Annotated in this window: 3 protein-coding genes; 1 reads left to right on the top strand and 2 read right to left on the bottom strand. The window is 48.6% G+C overall.

Annotated elements, in window-relative coordinates:
* Position 1: 1 nt before the first annotated feature.
* Complete coding sequence (locus F8C82_RS12775) at positions 2–673, bottom strand: metal-dependent transcriptional regulator (RefSeq protein ID WP_151693978.1); 672 nt, start codon at positions 671–673, stop codon at positions 2–4.
* A gap of 28 nt (positions 674–701) precedes the next feature.
* Here F8C82_RS12775 and F8C82_RS12770 point away from each other — a divergent pair, with 28 nt between their 5' ends.
* Positions 702–3,095 (top strand): TonB-dependent receptor plug domain-containing protein, encoded by a 2,394-nt coding sequence (locus F8C82_RS12770; protein WP_151693977.1) that lies wholly within the window; start codon positions 702–704, stop codon positions 3,093–3,095.
* On the opposite strand, the gene F8C82_RS12765 is transcribed toward F8C82_RS12770, so the two are convergent.
* Positions 3,096–16,451: a T9SS type B sorting domain-containing protein gene (locus F8C82_RS12765; protein ID WP_151693976.1), complete on the bottom strand. Its 13,356-nt coding sequence runs from the start codon at positions 16,449–16,451 to the stop codon at positions 3,096–3,098.
* Between the last annotated feature and the right edge of the window lie 97 nt (positions 16,452–16,548).

The following is a 16,548-nucleotide window of genomic DNA, read 5'->3' as shown; positions in this document are numbered from 1 at the left end:
TTTAGTCGATTTTTTGCTCGGTTGTAACTAGAAGCTGTTGAACCACCGCTGAAGGCAGCAACTGATCGCCGCTCTCTCGCTTCACCAAGAAACTCTGATCGTATTCTATCTTCTCAATCAAGGTCATCTTAGACCCAAGTTCGAGATTCAATCGATTTAAAAACTGAAGGAAACTGGCAGAAGAATCACTTACTCCTGTGAGGATAACCGACTCTCCTACTGCACATTGAGAAAGGGATTTTCGCTCTCTTTCTGGGAAATTACCATGCTTATTGGGGATCGGGTCTCCATGTGGATCAAAAGAGGGATGGCCTAAAAAATCGTCCAATCGATCCGTGAGTTCTCTTGAGCGAATATGCTCCAATTGCTCGGCAAGCTCGTGAACTTCATCCCAGTTGAAACCCAACTTATCGACCAAGAAACACTCCCACAATCGGTGCTTGCGAATCACGCGAATGGCTACCGCCTTTCCCTCCTCACTCAAACTCACACCTTGGTACTTTACGTAATTCACCAAGCCCTTTTCCGACAGTCGTCTTACCATATCGGTAACACTAGACGCCTTGGTTTCCAAACGCTCGGCCACCTTGTTGGTGCTCACGGCTTTTCCGGATCTCACACTCAAGCTCCAAATGGCCTTGAGGTAATTCTCTTCTGTGTACGTTGTTTCCATTTTCGAGCGTCAAAGATATAATAATATTATGTGTAGAAATATATTTTTAGACGAATCTAAAAATTCATCTACCTTTGTGGCCATGAAGGGGATAAAGACAATCATTCTACTCGTATGGGCAAGTGCAACTGCTTTTGGTCAGCAAGAACTATCGGTACACGTGAGTTCAAATGGCGAAGCCATCCCCTTTGCGGTGATTGAAGTAGGCGAAAAGCGTTTTGCGACGGATTTAGATGGAGAGGTAACACTCGTCGTTTCACTCCCCGCCGAAATAGAGGTGACTGCCACAGGGTATCTCCCCAAAAAACTAGCCGTGAATGAGGGAAAAGATCTTAACATCGAGCTTCAAGCTTCTCGTGAAGAACTTCATCAGGTGGTGGTAACCGCTTCTAGAACCCACTTAGACCGAAGAGAAAGTCCAGTAGCTATTCAAGTTTTAGGAGCAGAACTTCTCCGCGCAACGCAAAGTGTTACCGCTGCAGAGGGCCTCTCCTTTCGTCCGGGTTTACGCGTTGAATACAATTGCCAAAACTGTGGGTTTTCCCAAGTTCGACTGAACGGATTGAATGGGCCGTATTCACAAATATTGATAGACGGTCGACCAATCTTTAGCGCACTTTCTGGTGTTTACGGACTCGAGCAGATTCCATCCACCATGATAGAAAGGGTAGAGATTGTACGTGGTGGCGGATCGAGCTTATACGGTGCAAATGCGATAGCTGGTACCATCAATATCATAACTGTAGAGCCCGTTACGCACGAATGGTCCATCTCGAATCAAATGACCTTAAATGGACTTACTTCCCCCGACTACTCTCTTCAGGGAAGTGCCGCATGGGTAGAGGGCAAATCGGGACTACAGGTTTGGGGCTCTTCCCGAATTCGGTCTCCTTTTAACGCTAATCCCGATGCGTTATACGACAGAGATGGCGATGGTGTTGCTGAAACCCAAGACGACTTTTCGGAAATCACTAAACTCCGAGCATTTTCAGGTGGAGCGAAGTATTGGTATCGTCCAAGTTCACGTGAAAGGTGGCAGGTTGAAGCTAGAGGGTTATACGAGTTTAGACGAGGTGGAAATCGATTTGAGTATGAGCCACATCGCGCGGATATCGCCGAACAACTCATTCACCATACAGGAGCTGCAAACGCACAGTACGAATGGTTAAGTAAAGATGGAAACACGCAATTTTCCGCCTATGCCGCAGGCGCACTAACAAAAAGGGGCAGTTACTATGGCGCAGGTGGAAACAGTCCCGATTCAACCACCCGCGCCCAAGCCGCAAATTACTACGGCAACACCTTTGATCAAATCGCGAATGCAGGAGCCCTCATCGGCAAACAGTTGGGAATTCGTCACAGTGTTTTGATGGGAATTGACATGCAGTACAATCGGGTAAACGACGAAATGCCAGGTTACGGGAGAAGTATTCTTCAAACAGTTGTAACCCCCGCCATATATGCCCAATGGAAGTGGAAGTTGGATGAACATTGGACGACGGAAATAGGAGCGCGATACGACCGACCGACAGTGCTCAGCAATAACTCCTTTGCAGGTGAAACAGCTTCCGTTGAGGAGCGCACATTCCAAACCATCAACCCTCGATTGAGTTTGCTCTACAAGATGTCCCATCACTTCAGACTTCGAGCCAGTTACGCAACCGGATTCAGGGCACCTCAAGCCTTTGACGAAGATCTTCACCTTTCTACGCTGGGAGGCAGTGCACGTATTACTCAGTTATCGGAAGACCTACAGGTAGAGCGTTCCAACAGTTACAACTTAGGAATGGAATGGGACTATCACCTCCATCCGTGGGAAGGACGTCTATCCATTGACGGTTTCTACACGCATCTTCTCAATCCATTTGTAGATCAACCCTTCACTGGAGTCGTTACTTCTGGAAGCGACACCATCGCCCTGTTGGATACCAAAGTGAACGACGCAAATGGAGCGTACGTAAGCGGCGTAAACATCGAAACCGAATGGTCGCACCCAGAATGGACGGTACAACTCGGATACACGCTGCAAGTGGCCAAATACGGCGAAGAGCGCGAGTGGTACCCGGGCGAATACGGAGATGACATTCTCAGAGCACCTTCTCAATACGGATATCTCATTGTGGGATACATTCCGAACGAGCGTTGGCGATTTGATTTGAGCACCACCTTTACAGGGCAGATGACCACGCCGAACGAGCGACTTCAAACCTTGGTTCGAACACCCTCTTTTATAGACGCCAACGCATCTCTTCAGCGAACCTGGAAAAGCGAAAACGCCCACTTCACAGCGGAAGCAGGCGTTTACAATTTCCTCAATCAATACCAACCCGATGTTGAGGTAGGTTGGGAAAGAGATGCTTCCTATTTCTATGGCCCTATACGACCACTGAGCATCTATCTGGGTTTTACAGTGGGCATGTGATTAGTGAATCACCACCACGTGACCTTTCTTATCGTAATCGGCTGAAGTGAATCTCCAGACGTAGACGTCTTCTTTCACCTTGGTGCCATCGCCACGTGTTCCATCCCAGAATACGTTAAACGGATCATGAGAACTGAACACGAGGTTACCCCAACGATCGAAGATTTGGAATCTTGACGGGCCAATACACTGACTACCGTAAATCTTGTAATCTTCGTTCACCATATCTCCATTTGGTGTAAACGCATCTGGAATATGGAGGTAAAGCGCATCTTCATCTACCCCAATCTGAACGTAGAATGTGCTGTCACATCCAAGTGAATCCATGATGCTAACTTCGTGGATACCTGGTGAGGCATTGTTCATCTGTCCACTGAACGGTTGTCCATCGTACAGGTATGTATACGGTGGAGTACCTCCAGTACTTGAAATGGAAATGTAACCATCTGCCATGTCTGGACAAGTTGCGAACTGAACATCAATGGTGGATTCAATAGGCGGATTCTCCGTTACTTCAACCGTGTCTTCAATCACGCAGCCGTAGGCATCCGTAATCGTGTAGGCATAAGAACCAACCGGAAGACTCGTAATTGTAGAACCCGTTTGTCCATTGCTCCATTGAATAGCATACGGCGCAGTCCCTCCAAATGGAGTCACACTTACCTGTCCGCTATTCGAACCACCACAATTCACTTTAACGAGATTGTTATTGGCACTTAATGCTGAAGTAGGTCCTGTAATTTCAACACTATCCGTCTTCATACATCCTTGTGAATCCACAATAGTTACACGATATACCCCTACTGGCAAGCCAGAGATGGTATCACCGGTAGCACCATTATCCCAAGTCACAGTATAAGGTGCCGTTCCTCCAACCGGATTCACACTGGCTGCACCTTCTGCTGCGCCATAGCAATAAACAGGGCTTAGTGCATTCGGATTGGCCGCTAGTGCCAAGTTCGGCTCAATAATCGTTACGGAAGCGTTGACTGAACATCCATTCGCATCAGAAACGTTCAAGGTGTAATTACCTGCAAGTAGTTGAGCAATGGTGTCTGTAGAAGAACCATTACTCCAATTCAAAGTATATGGCGCTGTTCCTCCGGTGATATCTACATAGGCTCTACCCGAAGCTTCCCCTTTGCAGTACACTTGTTGGTCGATGGTAATCACCGCACTCAATGCAGATAGAGGTTGAGTGATCAAAACGTTGGCGCTGTCTATACAACCGTTGGCATCAGTGATAATGGCGGTATACTGACCTGCAGCCATGTTTGAAATGGTATCGTTAGTTGAACCATTGCTCCATACAATGCTGTAAGGTGCAGTTCCTCCAGTCGCTTGAATGTAGGCTTCCCCGTCGGTTCCGTTGTAACAGCCCACATTGTTGATGACCCCTACAGCGGAATTGAGCTGCATAGCCGGCTGGGTGATCGTGAAAGTGGCGGTATCCTGACAACCGTTGATGTCTACCGCGGTAACGGTGTACGTTCCAGCCGAAACTCCCGAAGGATTCATTCCGTTCAATCCACCTGTCCAGTTCACGTTATATGGACCATTTCCACCGGAAATCGAGATCTGTGCGAAACCATCTGCACCTCCAAAACAGTTCACATTGCCTTGAGCAACCTTGGTGATTACCACCTCTGTAGGCTGCGTGATGGTCACTCCTACCACAGCATTACAACCGTTTGCATCGGTTACGGTTACGGAATACGTACCCGCGGTTAAACCAGTACGATTGGCACCAGTAATTCCTCCACCCCAGTCGTAAGTATAAGGCGCCGTGCCTCCTGATGCGCTAATGGTAGCTGATCCATCTCCCCCACCAAAACAGGTGACGTTATTTGATGTTGCCACTGCTGCAACCAGTGCAGAGTTAGGTTGTGTGAGTACAACAGTAGATGAAGCTTGACAACCATTGGCGTCGGTCACAGTTACAGTATAGGACCCCGCAGGCACATTGTTTTGAGTTTGACTACTCGGACCGTTTGACCAACTGAAGGTGTATGGTGAAGTCCCTCCTGAAACGGTTGATGTAATTGCACCCGTGTTTGTTCCGAAACAATCTACTGCGCTAAGCACAGACGTTGAAACCGACAATCCCGTAGCGGGTTCTGTAATCACCACGTTTGCGCTGCTAGTACATCCATTGGCATCGGTTACACTCACCGTATATGTTCCCGCCGCTAGGTTGCTCACAGATGGAGTATTTGCTCCGTTCGACCAATTGTAAGTATAAGGCATGGTTCCTCCACTAACACTTGCGGTTGCCGAACCTGCAGTTCCACCAAAACAGCTAACATGTGAGTTTACGGTTGCCGATACAGTCAATGCAGAAGCCGGTTGGGTAATTACCACAGTCTGACTAGAAGTACAGCCGTTGGCATCAGTAATTAAAACACTGTACGAACCTGCTGGAATATTACTTAGCGTATCCGATGTAGAACCCGTATTCCACATCACCGTATATGGAGCAGTTCCTCCTGAATAACTCACATAAGCCTGACCATTCGCTCCACCGTAACAATCCACGTGACTTACAATGGTCGCTGCACTTGCAAGAGCGGTTGCGGGTTGTGAAATGATGACTGAAGTGTTCGCGGAACATCCATTGGCATCGGTTACCGTAATGGTATACGTTCCTGCGGCAAGTCCATTCGCCGAAGCTCCGCTTACGCCGTTAGACCATGAAATCGTGTACGGAAGAGTTCCGCCTGTAGCCTGAACCTGTGCTGAACCTGTTGTATCTCCAAAACAAGATACATCTTGAGAAGAAATAACACTGACGGCTAGAGCCGACGCAGGCTGTGTGATGCTCACAGTAGCCGTATCTGTACAACCGTTCGCGTCCGTTACAGTTACGGTGTAAGTTCCAGCAACAACATTGGTCAATGAAGCAGTAGTTGCCCCATTGCTCCAGTTATAGGTATAAGGTGCCGTTCCGCCCGTTACGGTAGAACTTGCTTCACCTGTAGCGTCACCAAAACAGCTGACGTTACTCACCACCGCTGCACTCACAGATAGACCACTAGCTGGTTGTGTGATGGTCACGCTTTGGTTCGAGATACAACCGTTCGCATCCGTAATGGTCACTGTGTAAGTTCCCGCTGTTAGGTTAGCGATGGTATCGGTTGTTGATCCATTACTCCATGATACAGTGTAAGGTGCTGTTCCACCCGTGTATTCCACATACGCTGAACCGTCGTTGCCACCAAAACAGTTGACATTCAACACTACCGCAGCTAGGCTACCTAATGCAGAAGCTGGCTGAGTTAAGGTCACTGATAAGGTATCGGTACAACCGTTCGCATCCGTTACGGTCACCGTGTAGGTTCCCGCAGTTAAGTTAGTGATCATTGCTGCTGTAGCGCCAGTATTCCAACTGTAGTTGTACGGCGGGGTTCCGCCTGCAACCGTCACGTCGATAGACCCTGTAGAGTCCCCAAAACAGTTGATGTTCTGCTGTGAAGCTAGACTTACTGCTAGTGCCGACGCAGGCTGTGTAATACTCACACTAGCCGTATCGGTACAACCGTTCGCGTCCGTTACAGTTACGGTGTAAGTGCCCGCAACAACATTAGTCAATGAAGCAGTAGTCGCTCCATTGCTCCAGTTATAGGTATAAGGTGCTGTTCCGCCCGTTACGGTAGAACTCGCTTCACCCGTTGCGTCACCAAAACAGTTGACGTTGCTCACCACCGCTGCACTCACAGATAGACCACTAGCTGGTTGTGTGATGGTCACACTTTGGTTCGAGGTACAACCGTTCGCATCCGTAATGGTCACTGTGTAGGTTCCCGCAATTAGGTTAGAGATGGTATCGGTTGTTGATCCATTACTCCATGATACGGTGTAAGGTGCTGTTCCGCCCGTGTATTCCACATACGCTGAACCGTCGTTGCCACCAAAACAGTTGACATTGGATACTACCGCAGCTAGGCTACCCAATGCAGAAGCTGGCTGAGTTAAGGTCACTGATAAGGTATCGGTACAACCGTTCGCATCCGTTACAGTCACCGTGTAGGTTCCCGCAGTTAGGTTAGTGATCGTTGCTGCTGTAGCGCCAGTATTCCAACTGTAGTTGTACGGCGGGGTTCCGCCTGCAACCGTCACGTCGATAGACCCTGTAGAGTCCCCAAAACAGTTGATGTTCTGCTGTGAAGCTAGACTTACCGCTAGAGCCGACGCAGGCTGTGTGATGCTCACGCTCGCCGTATCGGTACAACCGTTCGCGTCCGTTACAGTTACGGTGTAAGTGCCCGCAACAACATTGGTCAATGAAGCAGTAGTTGCCCCATTGCTCCAGTTATAGGTATAAGGTGCTGTTCCGCCCGTTACGGTAGAACTTGCTTCACCTGTAGCGTCACCAAAACAGTTGACGTTGCTCACCACCGCTGCACTCACAGATAGACCACTAGCTGGTTGTGTGATGGTCACACTTTGGTTCGAGGTACAACCGTTCGCATCCGTAATGGTCACTGTGTAGGTTCCCGCAATTAGGTTAGCGATGGTATCGGTTATTGATCCATTACTCCATGATACAGTGTAAGGTGCCGTTCCTCCCGTGTATTCCACATACGCTGAACCGTCGTTGCCACCAAAACAGTTGACATTTTGAATAGAGGCGGCTAGACTACTCAATGCAGAAGCTGGCTGAGTTAAGGTCACTGATAAGGTATCGGTACAACCGTTTGCGTCCGTTACGGTCACCGTGTAGGTTCCCGCAGTTAAGTTAGTGATCGTTGCTGCTGTAGCGCCAGTATTCCAACTGTAGTTGTACGGCGGGGTTCCGCCTGCAACCGTCACGTCGATAGACCCTGTAGAGTCCCCAAAACAGTTGATGTTCTGCTGTGAAGCTAGACTTACTGCTAGTGCCGACGCAGGCTGTGTAATACTCACACTAGCCGTATCGGTACAACCGTTCGCGTCCATTACAGTTACGGTGTAAGTGCCCGCAACAACATTGGTAAGCGAGGCAGTAGTTGCCCCATTGCTCCAGTTATAGGTGTAAGGTGCCGTTCCGCCCGTTACGGTAGAACTCGCTTCACCCGTTGCGTCACCAAAACAGCTGACGTTACTCACCACCGCTGCACTTACAGATAGACCACTAGCTGGTTGCGTGATGGTCACACTTTGGTTCGAGATACAACCGTTCGCATCCGTGATGGTCACTGTGTAGGTTCCCGCAGTTAGGTTAGAGATGGTATCGGTTGTTGATCCATTACTCCATGATACGGTGTAAGGTGCCGTTCCGCCCGTGTATTCCACATACGCTGAACCGTCGTTGCCACCAAAACAGTTGACATTTTGAATAGAGGCGGCCAAAGAACCTAGACCCGATGAAGGTTGCGTAATCACTGCAACAGCGGTATCCTGACAACCGTTTGCGTCCGTCACGGTAACCGTATAAATCCCCGCGGGTAGAGCATTAATCGAATCTACAGAAGCACCATTGGACCAACTATAGGTGTACGGTGCGGTTCCTCCGGTTGCGCCAGCACGAGCTGCTCCAGTAGCATCACCAAAACACAATACATTCTGAGTAGAAATAATGCTGACGTTTAGTACTGCAGCCGGTTGAATAATGGTAACCGTTGCTGTATCGGAACAACCATTCGCGTCAAGCACATTCACGGTATAGGTTCCCGCTGGAACCGAGCCTATAGACGTGCCAGACATACCATTACTCCAAGAGTAGGTATATGGTGCGGTTCCTCCCGTTGCGGTTGCGGTTGCCGAACCGGTAGAATTTCCAAAGCACAATACATGGGCGTTTACAATGGCAGAAAGTGAAAGTGCATTGGCTGGTTGGGTAATAACAACCGTTTGACTGGTTACACATCCGTTCGCGTCGGTGATTGTAACACTGTATGATCCCGCGACGAGATTGGTGAGTGTATCACTAGTTGAGCCGTTGGACCACAAGGTAGAATATGGTGCGGTTCCGCCTGTATATGTAACGTAAGCTTCGCCATCGGAACCACCAAAACAATTCACTTGACTTACAATCGTCGCAGCGCTTGTGATAGCCGATGAAGGCTCTGTAATGGTCACTGAAGTTGAATCGATACAACCATTTGCATCTGTTACCACAAGGGAATAGGTTCCCGCTGATAAATTCGATGAAGAAGCTGTAAGGTCACCACTACTCCACACATATGAATAAGGGGCCGTTCCACCACTCACGGTAGAGCTAGCTGCTCCATCGGAACCACCAAAGCAACTAACATTGTTCACAATACTTACGCCCACACTCAATGCGGAGGCAGGTTGAGTAATTGTGATACCCGTACTCACCACACAACCATTGCTATCAGTAACGGAAACCGTATAACTACCAGCAGTTAACCCCGTAGCGGTATCGCCTGCCTGACCATTGCTCCATGAGAAAGTGTAAGGGCCATCTCCTCCCGTAGCGCTTGCATAAGCCACTCCATCGGAACCGCCGAAACAGTTCACTGGGCTTATTACGGCTGCATTAATAGCAAGAGCTGTTGCTGGTTCAGTGATCCAGACAGACATGCTATCCTGACAACCGTTCACGTCGGTTACAGTAACCGTGTACTTTCCAGGAAGGAGTCCTGATGTCAACGCTCCCGTCACACCATGATCCCAATCGTATGAATAAGGAGGAGTACCCCCTGTTGCGAATGCCTGAGCCGAACCATCCGCCCCGCCCAAACATCTTACATTATTAATAACATCAATACCCACTTGAATAGCGCTATCTGGCTGCGTCATCATTACAGTGGCAGTGTCCCAACAACCGTTGGCATCCGTTACTGTAACAACGTACACACCTGTATCTAAACCAGAAACGGTATATCCTGATTGACCGTTATCCCAAGTGTAAGTATACGGTGGAGTACCTCCAGTTGCGGTTGCTGTAGCCCAACCATCGTTGCCACCGTAGCAATTCACAGGGAAAAGAACAGAAGCCGTAGCCACTACGGATGTTGCGGGTTCGCCCACGCTCACCGATGTGGAATCCATACAGCCTAGATCATCGGTAACCACAACTGTATGCGTGCCTGCTGAAAGTGCTACCGCAGTGGCTGTAGTTTCACCATTGGACCACAAGTACGTATATGGAGGCGTTCCACCTTGTGCAAATACGTTTGCCGAACCATCTCCTCCTCCAATACAACTCACCTGACTAACCAGTGTTGGCGTAAGAATGATATTCTGAGGCGGTGAAGCAATAGTAACATCAGCAGTAGCATCGCAACCCAAAGAATCGGTAACCGTAACGCTGATCAGACCAGCACTTAAACCAACGGCTGTATCTGAAGTCTGACCGTCGCTCCACAAGTAAGTGAATGGAGGAACACCGTTGGTAACAACCACATATGCAGTACCATCGGCTCCGTTGTAACAAGAAGTCGGTTGATCCGGGAAGGCAGTAGCCATGATATCTGAAGCTGGTTCTGTGATCACCACAGAAATCAGATCTTGACAGCCCAATGAATCGGTTACCAATACTGCGTAGTTGCCTGCAACAAGTCCGACAGCCGTGTCTGTTGTTTGACCATCACTCCATGCATACGTGTATGGGGCTGTACCTCCTGTTGCATTAGCCCAAGCGACACCATCTGCCCCGCCAAAGCATGTGACATTCTGAACCACCGTGCCTCCAACTGCTACTGGAGCAATCGGTTCAATTATTTCAACCATGGCAGTATCCTGACAACCGTTTGCATCGGTAACTGTCACATAGTGCCATCCGGCTGTTAGGTTATGCGTTGTAGTTCCAGACACCCCGTTACTCCACAAGTAAGTATATGGAGCCGTTCCACCTGTGGCTGAGGCCGAAGCTCTACCATCATTTCCACCATAACAGCTCACTTGTTGAGTCATTACCGCAGAAGCATCTACTGCCGTTGCCGGCTGTGATATGGTCACAGTTGTGCTATCCTGACAACCTCTTGCATCAGTAACGACAACGGTGTGTGTTCCAACCCAAAGGCCTGTAGCTGTTCGGGTAGATTGACCGTTGGACCAAGCATAGGCATAAGGAGGTGTCCCACCTGAAGCCGATGCACGACCAGAACCTGTTGAATCTCCATAACAAAGAACATTGGCCATTACCGAAGCGGAAGCTGTCATGGCCACGCTAGGCTGTGTGATGGTAACAGATACGGTTACTTGACACCCGTTGGAATCTGTAACCGTCACGTTGTGCGTTCCCGCTGTTAGCGCAATCGCTGTATCATTCGTTTCACCATTGGCCCACACGTATGTGTAAGGAGCTGTACCGCCAGCAGGTGTTACCACTGCCGATCCATCATTTCCGCCAAAACAAGAAACAGGAGAAAGAGAGGATGCTGTGGCTGATAATTGTGTCGGTTGAATGAGGGTTATATCTGTGGTAACCTGACAACCTAAACTATCAGTTACGGTAACCGTATAAGTACCAATAGTTAAACCTGTGATGGTATCGGTTGTTGCACCGGTACTCCACATATAGGAATAAGGAGCCCAACCGCCGTTTGCATTCACATAGGCCGATCCATCAGACCCGCCAAAACAAGAGATTGTCATGGCATCAATAGCCACAGCAGAGAGTGCCAACACCGGCTCACTTACAGTCACTGTGGTTGTATCGGTACATCCATTATTGTCGGTGATGGTTACCAGGTAACTTCCCGCAGCTAAACCGCTGGCAGAATCGCCCGTCTGACCATTGCTCCATGCGTAAGTATATGGAGCTGTTCCGCCAGAGCCAGACACGGTGGCCCAACCATCTGCTCCGCCCACACAGCTAACATCTCGAATTTGAACACTCGAAACATCAACCGCTGAAGCCGGTTCTGTGATGACAACTACCGCTGTATCCTGACAACCCAATGAATCTGTTATGGTAACGATATAACTACCTGCAGACAAGCCAACCGCTGTGGCAGTAATCTGACCATCATTCCAAGCGTACGAATAAGGAGGCGTTCCACCCGCTGCCGAAGCTGTCGCTTCACCATCGGCTCCACCAAAACAAGAAACCGCCACATCCATAACCGCACTCGCGTTTACGGCAGTGGCTGGTTCAGTAATGGTAACGTCAAGCGTGTTCACACAACCATTGGAGTCGGTTACAGTAACCGTATGAATTCCAGCCGAAAGCCCAACTGCAGTCGCACCCGATTGTCCACCACTCCAAGAGTAAGTAAACGGCGCTGTTCCACCCGTTGCAGAAGCTGTCGCTTCGCCATCGGCTCCGCCAAAACAGCTCACATTGGCATCCACTACAATGGAAATAGAAATGGTGTCGGGTTGAGTAATGCTAAACGTGCTGGAGGCGCTACAACCTGCAGAATCGACCACATAAACGGTATGTGTTCCAACAGCTAGTCCCGTAACAGTATCGGTTGTTGCACCTGAACTCCACGAAATGGAATACGGCGGAGTACCACCTGAAGCAATTCCATACGCTGTTGCATCGCTCAATCCATTACATGAAACGTTTGCAATGATAGAGGCATTCACTTCCAAGTCCGTACTTGGAGAAGGAACATTTAATGTGTCTACAGCCACACAACCGTTGGAGTCGGTTACGGTAAGAATCACTACTCCACCTCCTAAACCAAAGGCAGAATCTGTAGTTGAACCACTACTCCAAGAATAAGAGTACGGAGCCGTACCACCACTCGCTGTACCGCAAGCCACACCATCTAGGAAGCCCGCACAAGTAGGGGCTATTGCCACGGATGCAGTTGCAGTAAGCGCACTTAGTGGTTGATCTATAACAACATAAGCCGAATCTTGACAACCATTGGCATCGGTCATAAACACGTGATAGGCACCTGGAACTAATCCTGTCGCCACCTGACCCGTTTGACCATCGCTCCACAAGTACGTATACGGAGTTACACCACCAGAACCAATGGCCTCAGCCGTACCATCAGCACCGCCAAAACAGTTGACATCTGTTTTGGAAATGATAGCGGCTAAAGGCATACTTGGAGTTGTAATCACCACCGTGTCACTTTGGACACAGCCTCTATTATCGGTTACTGTAACATAATAATTTCCAGCACTTAAACCAGTAATAGTTTGCGTAGTTGCACCTGTGCTCCAGAGAATTGAATACGGAGCCTCTCCCCCAGAAGGAGTTGAATTAGCCGTACCATCAGACAGTCCGAAACAGGTCACATCACTAGATGTCACATTCAATTCAAGAAGAGTTGGTTGCGTAACCACCACTGTATTTGTATCCTGGCAACCCATAGAGTCAGTTACCGTAACTACATAAGTTCCAGCCGGAATTCCCGTAATAGTATCGCCAAACATTCCATTGCTCCAAGAGAACGTATACGGAGGCACACCTCCCGATGCACTCGCATATGCGGTACCATCGGAATCACCAAAACAAGTAATGGTGGTTCCATCTGCGGCTCCTACAAGCAACTCAAACTCTGGTTCAAAAATCAAAACGTGCGCGGTATCCTGACAACCATTGGCATCGGTAACAGTAAGAATGTACGTCCCACCTGCCAGGCCAGAAATACTTTGCCCTGTCATTCCATTACTCCATGAATAGGTATAAGGCGCAGTACCCCCCGTTGCCGTCGCGGTAGCCGATCCATCAACATCTCCCTTACAAGTCACACCTAAGTTGCTGGAAGTTCCGGCCACTAACGAATCTGCGGGTTGAGTAATAGTAACAGAAATAGAATCACTACATCCATTGGCATCCGTTACTACTACCGTATGTGTTCCCGCGATTAAATCGGTAACAATGTCTGTGGTTTGTCCACTTGACCATAAATAGGAGTACGGCGATGTTCCTCCTGAAGCAGTTACCGTTGCACCGCCAGTTGCATCACCAAAACACAGAACATTCGCATCAACAGAAGCATTTAGCAGCAATGCCGTCGGCTCCACCAATGTGAAAGAGGCTGAATCGACACATCCATTCGCATCGGTAACGACCGCTGTGTAAGTGCCTACACCCAAATTGGAAATCGTATCCGTCGTTGCACCGTTCGACCATAAAATAGAATAAGGCGATGTGCCACCCGTAACATCTATGTATCCTTGTCCATTCACATCCCCATTACAAAGAAGAGTTTGGAGAATGGTTTCGTTTACATCCAATGCTGCAGTTGGCGCAGAAATCGTAACTGTTGCCGAATCGATACACCCGTTGGCGTCTGTAACAACCACGGTGTAAGCTCCACCCGCCAATCCCGTAGCAGCACTGTCGGTAATTCCGTTGCTCCATTCATAATCATATGGCGCCGTACCTCCTGTTGCAGATGCGGTTGCCGTTCCATTATCATCACCAAAACAAAGGACATCAGTAGAATCGGTAATAGAAACTGTCAATGCTGAAGCTGGCTGTGTGATTGTTACGGTTGCACTGTCTACACACCCTCTAGAGTCGGTCACCACAACCGTATAGGTTCCGGCAGGAACGGTAATAGAACTCGTGGTTTCACCTGTATTCCACAAATATGAATATGGAAGTGTTCCACCCGATACCGAAGCGGTTGCTTCCCCGTTACTTTCACCGAAACAAGCTACAGCTGCAGTCATCAGCGCATTTACAGTAAGCGCGCTATCTGGCTGATCAATAACAAGCGCAAGCGTATCGGTACAACCTACGCTATCGGTAACTACAACCCATTGACTACCTGCTGATAAAGCGAACGCAGTGTCGGTTGTCTCTCCATTACTCCACTCATAGGTATAAGGAGATCGTCCACCGGTGACTACCACCACACCAACACCGTCCGCACCTCCAAAACAACTAACAGGAGATTCCGCAATGGTAAGACCACCAACAGGAAGTGCTGGTTGCGTAAGTTCAATCTCTAAAGAATCTGTACACCCGTGTGCATCCGTTACAACTACGGAATAAATTCCCGCAACAAGATTGGTGCGAGCGCTATCTGTGTTGCCGTCGTTCCACAATAATGTATATGGTTTTGTACCTCCAGTAATCAGCAGATCCAAGGAACCTATACTATCACCGTAGCACAAAATTTCATTTTGATTTTGAATTTGGACCACCAACGGCTGTAGCGGATTCATCATATCAACAACAATGGAATCCGAACATCCATTCGCATCTGTGACGTAGTAGGTATAATACCCCTGACCTAAATTGGCGATAGTGTCTGTAATGGCGCCATTGCTCCAAGACACCGTATAGGGTGGAGTACCACCCGTTGCATAACCCCCAAGCCGACCATTAAAATCTCCATAACAGAGAATACTATCCAATATGTCAACATGAGCCACTAAGGAGTCGGGCTGTGTAACTTCCACGGTGACCGTATCCATACATCCGCCTCCGCTCGTCACATAAATTTCATAGATACCCGCTCCCAAATTGTAAACGGTATCTGCCGTTGAACCTGTTGACCATAAATAGCTCACAGGAGGTGAACCTCCCCAAACATCTACCCAAGCCCAGCCATCAGTATCACCGTAACAGCTTACCTGCTGTCCCACTTGAGTAATTGCCCATCCACATCCTCCAAACGTAAAGCTCGGTGTAGAATCTGTAATGGCGACAAAGCTTGAGTCGGGATCACCGAACAAGTCATCATTAATACCTCCAATATCAGAAGCACTTCCTCCTAGAGCAGAATTTGCTGAAGAAGAAGTCGCAAAAATCATTCGAACGGTATCGGTTGGAAGAATTCCCAAGCTGTCCCACGGCACATAAAAATCGAGAAATACAGGATCCGAGAGTGGACAGTTTGTATAACCCGCATGACTTCGTTGCGAATGGCTGGTTCCAGAATACGAAGACATGGTAGTTCCGGAAGTTGTACCATCTACATCCATAATGGAAACCGTACCACTACCCGCGGTACCATATATAATTTCCAATTCAAAGCCAGGATTACCCGCCACCGCATTGGGGTCGGCGCTTGCTCCTGTAAAACCAATTTTGTTATCGGTATCAATAAGGAAACTAAATCCGTATGCTCCATTTACGTTTCGAGCAATACGTATCCTATATATAAGGGCTTCGTCCCCATCCCCAGGTGTTCCATTTGGATCAGCCAGGTACCAGTAACCCGCGTTCATCGGAAGCGTAGGGTTATCTACAATTTCCGACTTACCACAGTCGCTACCCGTCAACAAGTCTGCCGCAGGCTCCATTGACAAATGGAACATGGGAATAAATGGGTACTCAAAATCGTAGGACTCATCAGGCACCACAGAAGTGTCAATAGGTCCTCCCGAAGCAGAGATATAACTATCTCCATTCGGGTCTAGCACCGTTCCGGTGGAAGGGTCGTAGATATAACCAATCTGCCCATCAACACTTAAAGCGCTGAAAAACAGAGAAATTATAAGCCACACGCGCCAGTTGCAGGGAAGCGAGTAGAGGCTCTCCATAGTTGTTGGTTTTAGGTCTCCATGTTAGTGTGCATAGCCCACACTATCAATCTACAAATCAAACCTACGTATCTAATTGGAATTCAGTTGTCAATTT

This window comes from Phaeocystidibacter marisrubri (assembly GCF_008933165.1).
Lineage (GTDB): Bacteria > Bacteroidota > Bacteroidia > Flavobacteriales > Schleiferiaceae > Phaeocystidibacter > Phaeocystidibacter marisrubri.
This window is presented reverse-complemented; position numbering and strand designations above follow the sequence as displayed.